The organism is Nonomuraea mangrovi (assembly GCF_042681425.1).
Taxonomy (GTDB): domain Bacteria; phylum Actinomycetota; class Actinomycetes; order Streptosporangiales; family Streptosporangiaceae; genus Nonomuraea; species Nonomuraea mangrovi.
On record NZ_JBHUFV010000020.1, the window covers coordinates 200,338 to 216,765 of the forward strand.

Genomic DNA, 16,428 nt, shown 5'->3' on the forward strand with positions numbered 1-16,428 from the left:
CTATCTGGCCTCGACCACCAACCGCACGCCCAGCGCGATCAGCACCACACCGGAGATCTGCTCGAGCCGCCGCCGCACGGCAGGCCGCCCCAGCACCGCCCTGGCCCTGGCCACCGCCCAGATGACCGCCCCGTACCAGACGGTGTCGACCAGCACCCACACCAGGGCCAGCGTGATCAGGGTGAGTGGGACGTTCTGCCCCTCCGGCACGAACTGCGGCAGGAACGACATGGCGAACACCGCCGCCTTCGGGTTGGCCAGGCACGTTCCGAACCCCGCCAGGTAGGACTTGCGCCACCCGTCGACGGCCTTGACCTCGACCTCGGCGTGGTCCTTGCGCCGCAGCGACTGCACGCCCATGTAGACCAGGACCACCGCGCCGGCGACGCGCATGATGTCGTAGGCCAGCTCGGAGGCCAGCACCAGCGCCGACAGGCCGAACGCGGCGGCCAGCGCCCACAGCAGGATGCCGGTCTCGTTGCCGAGCGTGGCGGCCAGCCCCGATCCCCTGCCGGCCCTGATGGTCTGGCGCAGGATGACCGCGGTGCTGACACCCGGGACCATCGCCACCAGGACGCACGCTCCGATGAATGCGATCAGATACATGTCCCGATCCTGACGGCGGCACCGTGTGACGGCAACGCGTTTAACCGGGCGCCGCGGACAGGGGCGCCCGGCCCGGCGAGGCATCGGGCGGGCGCTCGCCGCAGGGTCGTTGCCACGGCCCACCGATACTCCGCAGCGGGATCGTTGGTCATCTCGTGACCAGTGCCTCAGCAGGAAGGGATCGTCCGCTCTGCACCTCGCCTGCTACTCTATGCTACTAATTGATTACATTACGTAGCATTGGGAGCTAGTGTGAAGGTCGCCTGCGTCGGCGGCGGACCCGCCAGCCTGTACTTCTCGATCATGATGAAGCTGGTGGACCCGTCCCATGACATCACCGTCCACGAGCGGAACCCGGCCGGGTCGACGTACGGCTGGGGCGTGACCTACTGGGACAGGGTGCTCGACAGCCTCCACGAGACCGACGCCGAGTCCGCGCGCGCCATCAGGGAGAACTCGGTCCGCTGGGACAGCTGGATCGTGCGGGTCCACGACCGCGCCACGGTGACGGTGCAGGAAGGCGACGTGGGCTACGGCATCGGCCGGCGCGAGCTGCTCGGCATCCTCGCGGACCGGGCCCGCTCCCTCGGCGTGCGCCTCGAGTACGAGCACGAGATCACCAGCGAGGAGGAGGTGGCGGGCGCCGACCTCGTCGTCGCCGGGGACGGCGTCAACAGCGTGCTGCGCGAGCGGCACACCGACCACTTCGGCACCGAGGTCACGGTCGGGCGGAACAGCTACATCTGGCTCGGCACCACCAAGATCTTCGACTCCTTCACCTTCGCCTTCGCGCAGACCCCGCACGGCTGGATCTGGTTCTACGGCTACGGGTACGGCAAGGAACACAGCACCTGCGTCATCGAGTGCTCCCCCACGACCTGGAAGGGGCTCGGGCTGCACGAGGCCGACGAGGCCGGCAGCCTGGCCCTCCTGGAGAAGATCTTCGCCGAGACGCTGGACGGGCACCCGCTGATCGGCCGGGCGAACGCCGACGGCAGCGCGCACTGGCTGAACTTCCGCACCCTGACCAACCGGACGTGGTACCGGGGCAACCTCGTCCTGCTCGGGGACGCCGCGCACACCACGCACTACTCCATCGGCGCGGGCACCGCCCTCGCGATGGGGGATGCCGCCTTCCTGGTCACCGCGCTCCACGGGGACACGCACCTCGAGCCCGCCCTGGCCCGCTACGAGAAGGAGCGCCAGTACGCGATCCGGTCCACCCAGAGGGAGGCACGCTGCAGCGCCCAGTGGTACGAGAACCTCTCGCGCTACATCAACCTTCCCCCGCAACAGCTGTTCGCCCTGCTCGGCCAGCGGCACTCCCGGCTGCTCCCGCACATGCCGCCGCGGCTGTACTACCGGATCCGCCAGATGTCCGACTGGGCGGGCTCCAGGTTCGGACGATCCACCACGACTGCGGACCACTGATGAGGTGACGCCGCCCACAGGACGGACGGGTGCGCGAGCCGACAGGAGATCGTCCGCCCGCCGCGCCGGTACAGCGCCTGCTTCTGCGCGGGCGTGCGCCCGGAGCGCATCGTGATCGCGACGTACACGATGCCGTCGTCGCGGTGCACAGCGAGGAAGTCGTCGTAGCGCAGCGTGCCGCCGGTGCCGTCGTGACTCACGAGGACCTGGAACCGGTCGTCGGGCGGGATCCCGATCGTCTCGACCAGGGCGTCGTGCACGGCGCGGCCGAGCGCGTCGAGCCGGCCGCTGTCGGCCAGCAGTCCGGCCAGCCGCTCGGTGAGCCAGGCGAAGGTCTCCTCGACCGGCCGGCGCAGTCGCGGGTCCGGTCGGCCGCGCCAGGCGCCGCCGGACCAGCCCTCCGCCGGTTCGAGGAACCGTCAGTCGTTGCCGAGCTCCATCGCGGCGCGGTCGAGCATCTCGTCGTCGCCGGAGACCGTGCCGCGCGAGGCGATGGCCTCGGCGCCGCCCTGCGGCATCGCGCCGATCAGCCCGGTCGAGGCCGCCTGGGCGGCGCCGATGAGCGCGGGATGGGTGGTGCCGACCATGCCGAGCCTGGCGTACTGCTCGAGCTTGGCGCGCGAGTCGGCGATGTCGAGGTTGCGCATGGTGAGCTGGCCGATCCGGTCCACGGGGCCGAACGCCGAGTCCTCGGTGCGCTCCATCGACAGCTTGTCCGGGTGGTAGCTGAAGGAAGGGCCGGAGGTGTCCAGGATCGAGTAGTCCTCACCCCGCCGCAGCCGCAACGTCACCTCGCCGATGACCGCCGTGCCGACCCAGCGCTGCAGCGACTCGCGCAGCATCAGCGCCTGCGGGTCGAGCCAGCGACCCTCGTACAGCAGCCGGCCGAGCCGCCGCCCCTCGTTGTGGTAGTTCGCCAGGGTGTCCTCATTGTGGATCGCGTTGACCAGCCGCTCGTAGGCCGCGTGCAGCAACGCCATCCCCGGCGCCTCGTAGATGCCGCGGCTCTTGGCCTCGATCACGCGGTTCTCGATCTGGTCCGACATGCCCATGCCGTGCCGGCCGCCGATCGCGTTGGCCTCCATCACCAGGTCGACAGGGGAGGCGAACTCCTTGCCGTTGATCGTCACCGGGCGGCCCTGGTCGAAGCCGATGGTCACGTCCTCGGTGGGGATCTCGACCGACGGGTCCCAGAACCGCACGCCCATGATCGGGTCCACGGTCTCGATGCCGGTGTCGAGGTGCTCCAGGGTCTTGGCCTCGTGCGTGGCGCCCCAGATGTTGGCGTCGGTCGAGTAGGCCTTCTCGGTGCTGTCGCGGTAGGGCAGGTCGTGGGCGAGCAGCCACTCCGACATCTCCTTGCGCCCGCCGAGCTCGGAGACGAAGTCCGCGTCGAGCCAGGGCTTGTAGATGCGCAGGTGGGGGTTGGCGAGCAGGCCGTACCGGTAGAACCGCTCGATGTCGTTGCCCTTGAACGTCGAGCCGTCGCCCCAGATCTGCACGTCGTCCTCGATCATCGCCCGCACCAGCAGGGTCCCCGTGACGGCGCGACCGAGCGGCGTGGTGTTGAAGTAGGGACGCCCGCCCGAGCGGATGTGGAACGCACCGCAGGTGAGCGCGGCCAAGCCCTCCTCGACCAGCGCCGCGCGGCAGTCGACCAGGCGCGCGATCTCGGCACCGTACGCCAGCGCGCGGCCGGGCACCGAGGCGATGTCGGGCTCGTCGTACTGGCCGATGTCGGCGGTGTAGGTGCACGGGACGGCACCATTGTCGCGCATCCACGCGACGGCTACCGAGGTGTCGAGGCCGCCCGAGAAGGCGATGCCGACCCGCTCGCCGGTGGGCAGGGAGGTGAGGACCTTGGACATGAAGAAGATTATGCAGTGTCACGCATGAACATGCAACGTTCTCCCGATCACAACCGGATCCGTCGACGGAGGGCTCGTCGCAAAAGGCGTCCTGGCCAGGGCGAAGGGCGCGAGCATCCGGCGGCCGACCGGGCGTGGCGAGGCAGGCGCCCGCCGTCGCGCCCGACCCAAGCCGCCCGGACGCGCGCGTGCCGGATCTCCGGCAGGCGTTCGGGGGGTACGGCTCGGCCGCCCGGTCCGGCGACAGCGAGCCTGCCCGATCCCCCGGGCCCGCCGTTCGATCCTGGGTGGGTCTCCTGCCCGCTACCCGCCGATCGCCTCGGCGATCTCCTCCAGGGCGGCCGGGTCCTCGATCGTGGACGGCGTCCGGTAGTCGTCGCCCGCGGCGATGGCCCGCATGGTGGATCGCAGGATCTTGCCCGAGCGCGTCTTGGGCAGCCGGGCGACGACCACCGCCCTGCGGAAGGCGGCCACCGGGCCGATCCGCTCCCTGACCATCGCGACCAGTTCGGCCTCCACCTCGCGCTCAGGGCGGTCGACGCCTGCCTTCAGCACCACGAGGCCGAGCGGGAGCTGGCCCTTCAGCGCGTCGGCGACGCCGATCACCGCGCACTCGGCCACGTCGGGATGTCCCGCGATGACCTCCTCCATCGCCCCCGTCGACAGGCGGTGTCCGGCGACGTTGATGACGTCGTCGGTGCGCCCCATGACGAACAGGTAGCCGTCCTCGTCGAAATAGCCGCCGTCGCCGGTCAGGTAGTAGCCGGGAAAGCGCGAGAGGTAGGCGGCGTGGAAGCGCTCGTCGTCGCGGTAGAGGCTGGGCAGGCAGCCCGGCGGCAGCGGCAGCTTGATCACCACGGCGCCTTCGACGCCCGGGGGGCACTCCACGCCGGCGGGATCGAGGACGCGCACGTCATAGCCGGGGACGGGTTTGGTGGGCGAGCCCGGCTTGATCGGCAGGGTCTCGATGCCGACGCAGTTGGCGGCGACCGGCCAGCCGGTCTCGGTCTGCCACCAGTGGTCGATGACCGGCACGTCGAGCAGCTCGCTCGCCCAGTGGTAGGTGTCGGGATCCAGCCGCTCACCGGCGAGGAACAGGTGACGCAGGTCGTGCTTGCGCAGGTAGGAGCCGGTGGGGTCCTCCTTCTTGATGGCGCGGATCGCGGTCGGCGCGGTGAACAGCGTGCGCACGTCGTGTTCGGCCACGACCCGCCAGAACGCGCCCGGGTCGGGGGTGCCGACCGGCTTGCCCTCGTACAGCACGCTGGTGCATCCGGCCAGCAGCGGCCCGTAGACGATGTAGGAGTGGCCGACCACCCAGCCGACGTCGGAGGCGGCCCAGAAGACCTCGCCGGGGGCGGCGCCGTACACCTGGGACATGCTCCAGTGCAGCGCCACGGCGTGGCCGCCGTTGTCGCGCAGCACGCCCTTGGGCGCGCCGGTGGTGCCGGAGGTGTAGAGGATGTAGAGCGGGTCGGTCGCCGCGACGCTCACGCAGCCGGCGGGCTCGGCGTCGAAGCCGGCCCAGTCGCGCTCCCCCTCGCGCAGCTCGGCGGGGTGCTCGGGCCGCTGGACGATGACGACGGCCTCGGGCCGGTGCGCGGCGTGCGCCAGGGCCGCGTCCAGCAGCGGCTTGTACGGCACGACCCTGCTGACCTCGATCCCGCACGAGGCGCTGAGCACGACCTTGGGCCTGGCGTGGTCGATGCGCGCGGCCAGCTCCGCCGCGGCGAATCCGCCGAACACCACCGAGTGGACCGCGCCGAGCCTGGCACAGGCCAGCATCGCGATGACCGCCTCCGGCACCATCGGCATGTAGATCACGACGGTGTCGCCCTTGCCGACGCCCAGATCGCGCAGCATGCCGGCGGCCCTGGCCACCTCCTCGCGCAGCGCGGAGTAGGTGTAGGTGCGCTTGACCCCGGTGACGGGGCTGTCGTAGATGAGCGCGGCCTGCTCACCCCTGCCGCCGTCGGCGTGCCTGTCGAGGGCGTTGAAGCAGGTGTTGAGCCGCCCGTCGGGGAACCACCGCCCTCCCTCGAAGACGGTGCGTGGTTCGACGTCCCAGGTGATCCCGCGCGCGGCGGCGCCCCAGTCAAGCTCGCTCACCCTTCGATCAGATCAAGGCGGCCCCTGGGCGCGCAAGCGTCAGGGGCCCTGGAGTCCGAACTCCTCGGTCTCTCCAGGCGCGGACGGCGAGGTCGAGCGCGACCTGGTGGCCCTCGATCCTCGCCCGGAGTCCACGGCCGAAGGATCGCGGCCATATATCAGGCGACATCAACGGACGCCGCCGAGTAAGGTGAACGATCAAGGGTGGCTCCTGGACGCGCTTCCTTCTCCTTAACCTCAAGGCAACCAGCGCTTCCGCTCTCCACCCTTTTTTCGTGCCCTGCCGAGGAGGTGCCTCCCGTGATCGGACCCGCTGACGTGCTGCTGCGCAGGAGAAACCTGGTGGCGCCCGAACTCATGACCGCCGACTCGCGGTGGACGACGCCCAAGCAGAAGGCGAGCGCCGCCGACGGCGTCGCCGCCCTGGAGGGCGAGCTGTTGCAGTACGGGTTCCTTCTGTCGGCCGAGCTGCGTCACGCGCTCGCCGCGCTGCCGGTGCCCGAGCTGGCCAGGGCGGGCAGGAGCCTGCTCCACGCCGCCGCCGCCAGGCTCGGCGCGGACGTCCACCACGTGCCGCTGTTCAGGAAGTTCCCGGAGAGCGTGCCCAGGGACACCGGCGATTTCTTCGTGCGCCGCGTCTTCACCCTGCTGCTGCAGGAGCCGCGGCGGCCTTGCGTGCTGTGCGGGAAGGTGGGCACCGTGCACCCCGTCGCGCCGTGCGCGCACCTGGTGTGCCGCTCCTGCTGGGACGGCTCCGATTTCAGCGCGTGCCCGATCTGCCATCGCAGGATCGACCCCGCCGACCCGTTCCTGATCCCCACGGCCGGACGGCAGCGCGGCGCCCGCGTGACCACCTACGACACCACCCTGCTCCGACTGTGCCCCGACGCCACCGCCGCCGCCCGCGAGCTGGCCGTCTCGATGCTGTCGAGGCAGACGCCCATGCCGGTGGAGGACCGCGACGACCTGATGGCGCTGCTCGACGCGTACTGGCCGCTGTCGGCGGGCTGGCTGCCCGAGGTCGTGCCGGTCAAGGAGACCAGGGCGATCGCGCTGGCCGCCGCGCTGACGGCGCCGGGCCTCACGCCGCCCAGGAGGGTCGGGCCGGGCGCACGCGGCGTCCGTGCCCCGCTTAGAGTCGCCCGCCCCGACCTCGGCGCGGCCGAGGAACTGCTCGCCCGCCACCTGGGCACGGCCACGGACGTGCTCCGACTGATGTACGTGCTCATGGGCGCCGACCCCGGCCTCCGGATACGGCCCGAACGGCGCGTCTCGCTGCCCAGGCCGCTGCGCAGGAGGCTGCTCGGCGCGCTGGACGGCTTCGCGCTGCCGTACCTGATCGAGGACCTGCACCGCCACGGCGAGCAGTGGAAGCACATGGCCGAGGTGCTGCATCCGCACGAGCAACACGCCCGTCACCCTGACGCGGCACTGGCCTTCGCCGCGCTGCGCGGCACCAGGCTCGACCCGGCGTCGGCGTTCGGCGCGGCGCTGCTGGAGCGCGCGGCCGCCCACCCCGAGCTGCTGGTCGTGCGCGACGGGCGGCTGCGGGTGACGACGTTCGCCTCGCACGTGGAGAAGGCACTGGCCGCGAAGGACGGCGAGCGAGCGCTCACCCTGCTGGCGCGCCGCCCCGGCGAGCTGGGCCGCCGCCTGAGCCAGCTGCTGCGCCTGTCGCCCGAGCTGGTGACAGGGTCGCTGGAGCCCGCGCTGGGGTCGATCGCGCCCGGCGTGCTGATGTCGGCGCTCGGCCAGCTGCGCACGCCGCCCGGGGGCACGCGACTGTTCCTGCCCAGGGGCGGCAGCGCGCGCTTCCACACGCGGGACGACGAGCGCGCCCCGCTGCCGGAGGACGCGGCCGCCATCGCCGCCGAGCTCATCCGCGGCGAACTGCTGCGGCGCGCGGCCGCGCTGCCCACCCTGTCGTGCGCGCTGCTGGACGAGGGCCTGGCCGACCTGGTCGCGCCCACCTCCGAGCGGGCCGCCACCACGGCACTGGTACGGCTGACGCGCGGCAGCGTGCAACCGATTCCCGGCGAGCAGGTGGTCAGGCTGTTCCTGCACTGGGCCGAGCCCGCCGGCACCCGCGTCGACCTCGACCTGTCGGCGGCGGTGTTCGACACCAGGTGGCGGTTCGTCGGCCTGTGCGACTACACCAGCCTGCGGCTGGGCGACGATGCGGCGGTGCACTCGGGCGACCTGACCTCCGCCCCCGAGCCGCTCGGCTCCTCGGAGTTCGTCGACCTCGACGTGTCCAAGCTGGCCAGGCTCGGCGGGCGCTACGTGGTGCCGGTCGTCTTCAGCTACAACGACGTGCCGTTCGAGGAGTTGGTGCGCGGCTTCGCCGGGTTCATGCGCGCGCCGGACGGGCTGTTCGACCCGCTGGCCGTCCAGCAGCGTTTCGACCTGGCCGGCGAGGCCAAGATCCTGGTCCCGCTGGTGGCCGACCTGTGGGCGGGCACGATGCGCTGGGCCGACCTGAACCTCTCGGCGAGCGGCCGGTTCCACAGCGTGGCCGGCAGCTCGGCCGAGCTGGCCAGACTGGGCGAGGCCATGGAGAGCGCGTTCGGGGTCGGCGCGCGGGTGACGCTGTGGGAGGTCGCGTGCTGGCACGCCGCCGCGCGGGCCGGCTCGGTGCTGGTGCGCGGCGGCGGACGCGTGCTGCGCTTCCTGCGGCGCGAGGACGAGCCGGTCGCCGCGTTCGCCGGGCGACTGGCCGTCAGCGCGGGCGGCGTCGAGGACACCGGCGCTTTCGCCGAGGTGGAGTGGGCCGCGCTGGTCACCGGTGACGTGGAGCTCGGCGCCGGGGCCCAGGCGTACGCGTTGTTCCCCGGCGGGCTCGGCGAGGCGCGCAGGATCGACGCCGCCGACCTGGTCAGCGGACTGGGGGCGGGCACGTGAGCGAGGACGACGTGATCCTTTCGGTGGTCGTCGGGTCGCGGGCCTACGGGCTCGACACCCCGGCCTCCGACACCGACAGGCGGGGCGTGTTCGTGGCGCCCACCCAGGCGTTCTGGCGACTGGACAAGCCGCCCACCCACCGCGACGGGCCGCTGCCCGAGCAGTTCTCGTGGGAGGTGGAACGGTTCTGCGTGCTGGCGCTGGAGGCCAACCCGACGGTGCTGGAGACGCTGTGGTCGCCGCTGGTGGAGGTGGCCGCCCCTGCGGGCAGGCGGCTGCTGGATCTGCGCGGCGCTTTCGTGTCGCGGCGGGCGCACCAGACGTTCGCCCGCTACGCCGACGCGCAGTTCCGCCGCCTCGATCCGGCCGCGCCCAAGTGGAAGCAGGCCATGCACATGCTCAGGCTGCTGCTGAGCGGCATCCACCTGGTGGAGCACGGCGAGCCGCTCGTGCACGTCGGCGCGCACCGCGAACGGCTGCTCGACGTCAGGCGGGGGCGGCTGTCGTGGGACGAACTGCAGGAGTGGCGCGCCTCGCTGACGGACGCCTTCGAGCGGGCGCTGCCGCGCAGCGTGCTGCCCGCCGCGCCCGACCGCGCGGCGGTGGAGGAGTTCCTGGTCGAGGTACGAAGGGCGAACCTGTGACGCTTCCCGGGTGGCTGGCCGAGGTGGCCGGCGAGCAGCCGTACCCGCTGGCGTTCGCGACGGTCAGCGGAGCGCACCTGTACGGGTTCCCCTCCGCCGACTCCGACGTCGACCTGCGCGGCGTGCATGTGCTGCCGGTGGAACAGGTCGTCGGGCTGCGGGTCGGCGAGCAGACGGTCGACAGGTCGTGGATCCGCTCGGGTGTCGAGGTCGACCTGGTCACGCACGACCTGGCGAAGTTCTGCGCGCTCCTGCTGCGGCGCAACGGGTACGTGCTGGAGCAGTTGCTGTCCCCGCTGGTGGTGGCGTCCTCGCCGGTGCACGAGGAGCTGGTCTCGCTCGCGCCGGCCTGCCTGACACGCGGCCATGCCCACCACTACCTGGGGTTCGCGCGCACGCAGTGGCGGCTGTTCGGCAGGAACGGCGAGATCAAGCCCCTGCTCTACACCTTCAGGGTGCTGGCCACCGGCATCCACCTGATGCGGACGGGAACGCTGGAGGCCGATCTGACCAGGCTGCTGGACTACGGCCCCGCCTACCTGCCCGAACTGGTGGCCGCCAAACGGGAGGCCGAGCACGGACCCGCGCCCGCTCTCGCCTCGGCCGCCGACGATGTGGCGCGGATGACGGCGCGGCTTGAGGAGGAACGCGAGGCCTCGCGCCTGCCCGAGACGCCCTCGGCGGGCGAGGCCCTGCACGACCTGGTGGTGCGGACGCGGCTCGGCGGCTAGTTGGTGCAGTCCTGGTCGGCGAGCGCGAGGCCCATCTCGTAGATCTTGTTCTTGGACAGCAGGAAGTAGTAGTAGGCCTTCGGGTTGCCGGGGACCGTGACGATGGGGAAGCCGCTGGCGGCGCGCTTCAGCTTGGGGTAGGCCTTGTCGAGCTGCTTGCCGGTGGAGCCGAGCCCGATGCCCTGGGGCGTCTTGACGCCCTCGGGAGCGAAGATCATGGCGACCCCGGCCTTCTTGGAGATCCACATGCCCACGCGGTCCCGGCCGGAGGGGTGAGCCTTCAGGTCCCAGCCCGAGCAGGCGCCGGCCCGCCTCTTCTGCACGACCTTCCCGGTGGCCTTGGCGTCCTTGGCGCTCATGCCCAGCCGGACGCCACCGAGCCCGTACGGCCCCAGCACGTCCTGCGCGCGCCCGGCCGGCTCCGCGAGCGCCGCGGGCGCGAGGCCCGTCAGCAGCATCCCTCCCGCGAGTGCGGCCACCAGCGCCGAGCGGCCCAGCCTGTTGTGCGTCATCGTGATCCCCCTATGGTGTGAGTCGTCCACCGGGTTTGATGACGGCTTGGCCGCCCTGGTTCGCACCATCGTGCACCCTTCTGCGGCGTTCCGGTCAGGCCGGGAGCTTCTGCGCCGCCCGCCCGGCGAGATGCAGGAACGCGATACGGCCGCTCTCGTCGCGCAGGAAGCGTCCGGCGGGCCGGCCCGGATCGGTGACCATGACGACCGTGTCGCGCTCGCCGCCGTCCAGGAAGGCCAGCTCCAGCTCCGGCAGCGCCGCGACCCCCGCGGCGGCCAGGTCCTCGGCGAGCTCCATCCTGACCCGCAGCCGTTCGCCTTCCGCTGCCACCTGGAAGGTCCACTGCCCTGCGTAGTAGCCGCCGGTGTACTCCTTCGCGACCGGGTCCCTGCTGAGCGAGGGCTTCACCTCGGCCTGTGGCGCGCCGAGCAGGTGCTCCAGGCACCAGCCGAGCACCAGCTCGCCGAGCCGCTTGCCGGGTCCCGCGTTGGTGAGCACGGTGACCGCGAAGCCGTGCTCGGGCGCCAGCACGAACGACGACAGCTGGAGGTTGCCGACGTTGCCGCCGTGGGTGACCAGGCGCAGCCCGGCCCGCTCGTCGATCAGCCAGGGCAGCCCGATCGCCTTCCACGGGACGCCGACGGCGATCCGGTCGCGCTGCATCAGCGCGCGGGTCTCCCCGGTGAGCGGGGCCTGGCCGGTGGCGGCGCCTTCCAGGTGGAAGGCCGCATAGCGGAGCTGGTCGGTCACCGACGACAGCAGTCCCCCTTCGGGCATGCTCTCGCGGAAGAGGCCCCAGGTGTGCGCCACGCGCGGGCCGTCGTCACCGCCGACGTGACCGACGGCGTGCGGCCTGGTCGCGGCCTCCCACGGGAAGAAGAAGCTGGAGGTCATGCCCAGCGGTTCGAGGACCACGCGCCGGACCAGCTCCTCGTACGGCAGGCCGGAGACGACCTCGGCGATCCTGCCCAGCAGCCGGAATCCGGCGTTGCTGTAGGAGGCGACGGCGCCGGGCGGGAACAGCTGCGACAGGCCGCCGTACACCGCGATGGCGTCGGCCAGCGCCGAGGGCCCCCAGCTCTCGCCGTCGTCGATGTCGCCGAGGAATCCGCCGGTGTGCGTGAGCAGGTGCTCGACGGTCACCGCGTCCGCCGCCGCCTCGTCGGCCAGTTCGAAGCCGGGCAGGTACGCGCGCACCCGCCCGTCCAGCCGGAGCTCGCCCCGCTCGACGAGATGCATGATCACGGTGGCGGTCACCGTCTTGGTGGTGGAGCCGATCTGGAACAGGGTGTCAGCGGTGACGGGCGCGGGCGCGTCGACGCTGGCCACCCCTGTGGTGAGGACGTGCCGGCCCCTGCCGTGGATCACCCCTACGGCCGCGCCGGGAACGCCGAGCGCCTCGGCCTCGTGGTCGATGAGCTTCTGCAGGTCGGTGAGGTCAGCCATGACCCCCATGGTGGGGCTCCCCCGCCGCGGCGGCTTCGGCCGGCCGTATCAAAAGTGCGGCCGGGTTCGTCGCCCCCGACCAGCCGCGGCGCCCGCGCCGCCTCGCGGCACGCCGGCCGGTCGTCAGGTGACGGACCTGAGTAGAGGCTACTCATTCCGGTCGGGCCCGGGGTTTGCCAGAGTGTGCGGGTGACCATAATCGATCAAAACACCGCGCACGCTCTCGCGGTGAGCCTGGCCAAGGTCTACGACTCCGTGTCCAGCAGGATCGTTGAGGACAACGCCTCCTCGCCGCTCGTCGCCCGGGTGACGGGACACCTGGGCTGCCCCCTGTCCGAGGCGGTGGTGGTGGAGGAGAAGTACCGGCTGTGGGAGCACGCGGGTCTCCAGTCCGGTACCGATCACTACCTGGCCGCCCACTCGCCCGGCGCGCAGTGGTTCGGCGTGATGGGTGGCGAACGCCGGTGGGAGAGCATCATCAACATGCTGCTCTACGCCCTGCGCGACGGCAGCCGCCTGCTCGGCAGGCCCGACTACGGCAGCGCTCCCGTCGGCCCCGCCGAGAGCATGGAGGTGGTGCAGCTCGGCATGGTGGAGAGCCTCGCGCCCGACGGCACGCCTGTCGTGCTGGTGGTCAGCAGCGTCGACGAGTACCAGGGCCACTCGATGCTGACCGTCCTGTCCTCCTCCAGGACCGCTGCCTCCGCGGTGCGCGACGAGATCGAACGGCTCAAGCGCCTGCACGACCCGTTCAAGGGACAGGTGATGAGCTTCGGCTTCAGCGAGCACAAGGAGAACGAACTGCTCACCTTCCTGCCCAGACCGTCCATGACGGCCGAGGAGGTGGTGCTGCCCGAGGGCCGGCTGGAGGCGGTCGAGGAGCACGTCGTGGGCATCGCGGCGCTGAAGGAGCAGTTGATCGAGGCGGGCCAGCACCTGCGCAGAGGCCTGCTCCTGTACGGCCCGCCGGGCACCGGCAAGACCCACACCGTGCGCTACCTGGTGGGCAGGCTGCGAGAGCACACCGCGATCCTGATGTCGGGCCCGGGGATGCGCCACCTCGACTACGCCGTCGGGCTGGCCCGCAAGTTGCAGCCGTCGATCGTGGTGATCGAGGACGTCGACCTGATCGCCGAGGACCGCAGCCACTTCGAGACTTCGCCGCTGCTGTTCTCCCTGCTGGACGCGATGGACGGCATCACCGGCGAGGCCGACGTGTCGTTCGTGCTCACCACCAACAGGGTGGAGACGCTGGAGAGGGCGCTGGTGCAGCGACCGGGCCGGGTGGATCTGGCGGTGGAGGTCCCGCCTCCGTCGGCGCCCGACAGGGAGCGGCTGGTCCGCCTGTACGCCAGGAACAGGCCGGTCGAGGCGGACGTGGCCAAGGTGGTCGACGCCACCGAGGGGGTGACGGCGGCCTTCGTCAAGGAGCTGCTGCGGCGGGTGATCCTGCTGGCGATCAGGGCGGGCGAGCACGCGCTGACCGACGAGCACTTCGACACCGCCTTCCAGGCGATGTCGGGCGACGCCCAGGCGCTGACGAGGGCGTTGCTCGGCGCGGGCGACGAACGCCAGGTCAGGACGCCCTCGCGGTTCTGCTGACCGGCGGGCGCGGCTACGACAGTCCTGACCGCACCGTCAGCGGGAAGGGGTTGTCCGGCAGCAGGATGAGCCTGCGGCTGTCGCCGCGCTCGGCCGCGTCCAGGTGGAGGAGCGCCGCGCCGATGCCCGCGGCGCCCACCATGTAGCCGGTGTCGGCGGTGACCTCGGCGGGCCGCAGCCTGCGGTAGGCCTGCCACCACCGCCCCTGCCTCGCCGCCCCGACCAGGTGCTCGCCGAGGATGAGGGCGAAGGCGCGGTACTCCTCGTGGCCGGTGGCCGCCCACAGCCCGACGAACAGCTCCAGCAGCCCCGCCGCGCCGCAGCACTGGCACATGACGTTCCAGAACCCCGGGGTCTGCCGGTACGGCACGCCGCTGGTGAGGATGCCGTGCGCCAGACGCTCCACCCAGTCGGTGTCGCCCAGCTCGTGGAACATCCTGGCCACTCCGGCAGAGCCCGAGCAGAAGCCGAGGTAGTGCAGGTGGCGGCCCTGCGGCACGTGGTGGGGCACCAGCGCGCACGAACCGTTGACCTCGCTGATCGACCTGACGAAGCCGGCGCCTCTGGCGGCCGCGTCGTGGAAGCGGGGGTCGCCCGTCACCGCGTGGAGGCGGGCCAGGAGGAACGCGGTGCCCGCCGTACCGGAGAGGAAGCCGGGAGTGACGGCGTCGACGGGCAGGTCGGCGGGCGGTTCGGCGCCGAAGCGGTGCCCTGGGACGGGCAGGTCGGCGATGCGCAGGCCCGCCTCGACGGCCACGCGCTCGTAGGCGGGTTCGCCGAGCAGGGCGGAGGCGTGCAGGAGGGTGAGGATGATGCCGCCGTCGCCGCGCTGGCACGGATCGCCCGTCCAGGTGGGTCCGGCGGCGGCCAGCAGGTCGGCGGCTCGGGCGGCGGCGGCGGTGAAGGCGTCGTCGATGACCCAGCCCGCTTCCGAGAGTGCGAACACCACGCCCGCCAGGCCGTCATGGAAGGTGGGGTCGCTCTGCTCGGGCACGACGGCGGTCAGGTAGCGGGCGCCCTCGGCGGCGTCCTCCAGGTAGGAGTCGTCCCCTGTGGCCGCGGCCAGCTCGAGGAAGAACAGCACGATGCCGGCCGCGCCCGAGTAGAGCGAGGCCGGCCTGTGCGGGAGTGCCGCGCGTTCGCCTGCGTGCCAGTGGCGGCCCCGGGCGTCGTCGACGGCGCACGCGCGGATCCACTGTGCGGCCTCAACGGCGGCCTGCACAGGGGCCTCGATCGGGCTCATGGCACCAGTCTCCCACCCCGGCCAATAACCCGCAAACCTCATAGGTTTAATGTGTTTTAGTACAGTGTCGGGCGATGACGAACGATGACAAGTGCACCGCATGCCTCGGTTCCGCGACGGAGGAGGTCGTGCCCGGCCTGACCCGCGCCTGCCGCGCGTGCGCCGGCACGGGACGCCGCCGCGAGCAGCTCATCTGGGGGCTGGCTCACCTCGAGGCCGAGCAGCTGATCACACTACCGGTCGTGCGCGACCTCGTCCGGCAGGCTCGTGGCCCCTTCCATCTGTCGGAGGTCGCCGACACCGTCAGGGCCATGCTCGACCTGCCCGCAGGACGGCTGCCCGTCGGGCCAAGGGTTCGCGACCTGCTGCTCCAGATGGAGGCCGCGGGCGAGATCGTGATGGTGTCGGCCCCCGACGAACTGCTCGACGGCACCGAGGTCGTCCTGCACCGCGATCCCGCGTGGGAGAGGGTCCGCACCCTGGGCGTGTAGTCCGGTCAGACGCGGCAGAGGATCTCGCCGTGCAGGATCGACATCCATCCGTCGCCCGAGGCGGCCCACTCGCGCCAGCCGTCCGAGATCCGCTGGAGGTCGGCCGCCGTGGCCGCGCCCGAGGTCAGCGCCCGGCACGCCATGTCGGAACGCAGGATCCGCTCCGCCCACATCCCGCCCCACCACTGCCTGTCGTCGTCGGTGGCGAAGCACCAGGTGGAGGACGTGGCGGTGATGTCGGAGAACCCGGCCGCGCGCGCCCATGACAGCAGGCGCCGTCCCGCGTCGGGTTCGCCGCCGTTGGCGCGGGCGATCCGCTGATACAGCTCCATCCACTCCTCCAGCGCGGGCAACCGCGGATACCAGGCGAAGGCGGCGTAGTCGCTGTCGCGCACGGCCACGATCCCGCCAGGCTTGGTGACTCTGCGCATCTCGCGCAGGGCCTGGACGGGATCACCGACGTGCTGCAGCACCTGGTGGGCGTGGACGACGCAGAAGGTGTCGTCGGGGTAGTCGAGCGCGTGCACGTCGGCGACGGCGAAGTCGACGTTGGTCAGCCCTCGCGCCGTCACCTCAGCCCTGGACAGCTCCAGCGCCTCGCCGGTCACCTCCGAGGCGGTCAGACGGCCGACCCTGGCCGCCAGGTCCGCGCTGATGGTGCCGGGGCCCGCGCCGACGTCGAGGACCTCCATGTGCGGCTTCAGGTGAGGCAGCAGGTAGGCGGCGGAGTTCTCGGCGGTGCGCCAGCGGTGGGAGCGCAGGACGGACTCGTGGTGGCCATGGGTATATACGGCGTTCATGGATACGCACCCTAGCCCCGTTTCTCACATTTTAAGAAGATAT

The 16,428-nt window shown here is 71.7% G+C and carries 14 protein-coding genes; 6 read left to right on the forward strand and 8 right to left on the reverse strand.

All coding sequences use genetic code 11. From position 1 onward, the window contains the following. Complete coding sequence (locus tag ACFSKW_RS13325) at positions 1-606, reverse strand: LysE family translocator (protein WP_379572514.1); 606 nt, start codon at positions 604-606, stop codon at positions 1-3. A gap of 252 nt (positions 607-858) precedes the next feature. Here ACFSKW_RS13325 and ACFSKW_RS13330 point away from each other — a divergent pair, with 252 nt between their 5' ends. After that, positions 859-2,037, forward strand: a complete 1,179-nt coding sequence (locus ACFSKW_RS13330; protein WP_379572515.1) for an FAD-dependent monooxygenase — start codon at positions 859-861, stop codon at positions 2,035-2,037. Here ACFSKW_RS13330 and ACFSKW_RS13335 read toward each other — a convergent pair. From ACFSKW_RS13335 to ACFSKW_RS13345, 3 genes are all read right to left on the reverse strand, one after another. Further along, positions 1,965-2,393: a tautomerase family protein gene (locus ACFSKW_RS13335; RefSeq protein WP_379572560.1), complete on the reverse strand. Its 429-nt coding sequence runs from the start codon at positions 2,391-2,393 to the stop codon at positions 1,965-1,967. The genes ACFSKW_RS13330 and ACFSKW_RS13335 overlap by 73 nt on opposite strands. 63 nt (positions 2,394-2,456) lie before the next feature. Beyond that, complete coding sequence (argG, locus tag ACFSKW_RS13340) at positions 2,457-3,905, reverse strand: argininosuccinate synthase (protein ID WP_379572516.1); 1,449 nt, start codon at positions 3,903-3,905, stop codon at positions 2,457-2,459. Between the two features lie 303 nt (positions 3,906-4,208). Beyond that, a complete protein-coding gene (locus ACFSKW_RS13345; RefSeq protein WP_379572517.1) occupies positions 4,209-6,014 on the reverse strand; it encodes a propionyl-CoA synthetase in 1,806 nt (601 codons plus the stop codon). A 300-nt stretch (positions 6,015-6,314) separates the two neighbouring features. Here ACFSKW_RS13345 and ACFSKW_RS13350 point away from each other — a divergent pair, with 300 nt between their 5' ends. From ACFSKW_RS13350 to ACFSKW_RS13360, 3 genes are read left to right on the forward strand one after another with little or no spacing between them, the layout of a single operon-like run. After that, positions 6,315-8,915, forward strand: coding sequence for an MXAN_6230/SCO0854 family RING domain-containing protein (locus ACFSKW_RS13350; RefSeq protein WP_379572518.1), 2,601 nt, complete (start codon positions 6,315-6,317; stop codon positions 8,913-8,915). Continuing rightward, the gene (locus ACFSKW_RS13355; protein ID WP_379572519.1) at positions 8,912-9,559 is read left to right on the forward strand and encodes a nucleotidyltransferase domain-containing protein; all 648 of its coding nucleotides are present in this window, start codon (positions 8,912-8,914) and stop codon (positions 9,557-9,559) included. Before ACFSKW_RS13350 ends, ACFSKW_RS13355 begins: the two co-directional genes overlap by 4 nt. Further along, positions 9,556-10,290, forward strand: a complete 735-nt coding sequence (locus ACFSKW_RS13360; RefSeq protein WP_379572520.1) for a nucleotidyltransferase domain-containing protein — start codon at positions 9,556-9,558, stop codon at positions 10,288-10,290. The genes ACFSKW_RS13355 and ACFSKW_RS13360 overlap by 4 nt, the downstream gene beginning before the upstream one ends. Here ACFSKW_RS13360 and ACFSKW_RS13365 read toward each other — a convergent pair. Both ACFSKW_RS13365 and ACFSKW_RS13370 read right to left on the reverse strand, forming a co-directional pair. After that, positions 10,287-10,802 (reverse strand): hypothetical protein, encoded by a 516-nt coding sequence (locus ACFSKW_RS13365; RefSeq protein WP_379572521.1) that lies wholly within the window; start codon positions 10,800-10,802, stop codon positions 10,287-10,289. The genes ACFSKW_RS13360 and ACFSKW_RS13365 overlap by 4 nt on opposite strands. A gap of 94 nt (positions 10,803-10,896) precedes the next feature. After that, on the reverse strand, positions 10,897-12,249 hold the full coding sequence (locus ACFSKW_RS13370; RefSeq protein ID WP_379572522.1) for a serine hydrolase domain-containing protein: 1,353 nt from the start codon (positions 12,247-12,249) through the stop codon (positions 10,897-10,899). A 189-nt stretch (positions 12,250-12,438) separates the two neighbouring features. Between ACFSKW_RS13370 and ACFSKW_RS13375 the strand changes: the two genes are divergently transcribed. Further along, positions 12,439-13,851 carry an AAA family ATPase gene (locus ACFSKW_RS13375; protein WP_379572523.1) on the forward strand — a complete coding sequence of 471 codons (1,413 nt, stop codon included), beginning with the start codon at positions 12,439-12,441 and terminating at the stop codon, positions 13,849-13,851. 13 nt (positions 13,852-13,864) lie between these two features. On the opposite strand, the gene ACFSKW_RS13380 is transcribed toward ACFSKW_RS13375, so the two are convergent. Next, positions 13,865-15,094 (reverse strand): lanthionine synthetase LanC family protein, encoded by a 1,230-nt coding sequence (locus ACFSKW_RS13380; RefSeq protein WP_379572524.1) that lies wholly within the window; start codon positions 15,092-15,094, stop codon positions 13,865-13,867. Between the two features lie 74 nt (positions 15,095-15,168). Between ACFSKW_RS13380 and ACFSKW_RS13385 the strand changes: the two genes are divergently transcribed. Next, entirely contained in the window at positions 15,169-15,585 is a 417-nt protein-coding gene (locus ACFSKW_RS13385; protein WP_379572525.1) for a hypothetical protein, read from the forward strand. 5 nt (positions 15,586-15,590) lie between these two features. Here ACFSKW_RS13385 and ACFSKW_RS13390 read toward each other — a convergent pair whose 3' ends face one another. Continuing rightward, positions 15,591-16,385 carry a class I SAM-dependent methyltransferase gene (locus tag ACFSKW_RS13390; RefSeq protein WP_379572526.1) on the reverse strand — a complete coding sequence of 265 codons (795 nt, stop codon included), beginning with the start codon at positions 16,383-16,385 and terminating at the stop codon, positions 15,591-15,593. Positions 16,386-16,428: the final 43 nt, after the last annotated feature.

Excerpts from the sequence above, each read along its gene's own strand:
- ACFSKW_RS13365 (WP_379572521.1), bottom strand. The coding sequence starts at position 10,802 with ATGACGCACAACAGGCTGGGCCGCTCGGCGCTGGTGGCCGCACTCGCG.
- ACFSKW_RS13325 (WP_379572514.1), bottom strand. The coding sequence starts at position 606 with ATGTATCTGATCGCATTCATCGGAGCGTGCGTCCTGGTGGCGATGGTC.
- ACFSKW_RS13380 (WP_379572524.1), bottom strand. The coding sequence starts at position 15,094 with ATGAGCCCGATCGAGGCCCCTGTGCAGGCCGCCGTTGAGGCCGCACAG.
- ACFSKW_RS13370 (WP_379572522.1), bottom strand. The coding sequence starts at position 12,249 with ATGGCTGACCTCACCGACCTGCAGAAGCTCATCGACCACGAGGCCGAG.
- ACFSKW_RS13390 (WP_379572526.1), bottom strand. The coding sequence starts at position 16,385 with ATGAACGCCGTATATACCCATGGCCACCACGAGTCCGTCCTGCGCTCC.
- argG (WP_379572516.1), bottom strand. The coding sequence starts at position 3,905 with ATGTCCAAGGTCCTCACCTCCCTGCCCACCGGCGAGCGGGTCGGCATC.
- ACFSKW_RS13385 (WP_379572525.1), top strand. The coding sequence starts at position 15,169 with ATGACGAACGATGACAAGTGCACCGCATGCCTCGGTTCCGCGACGGAG.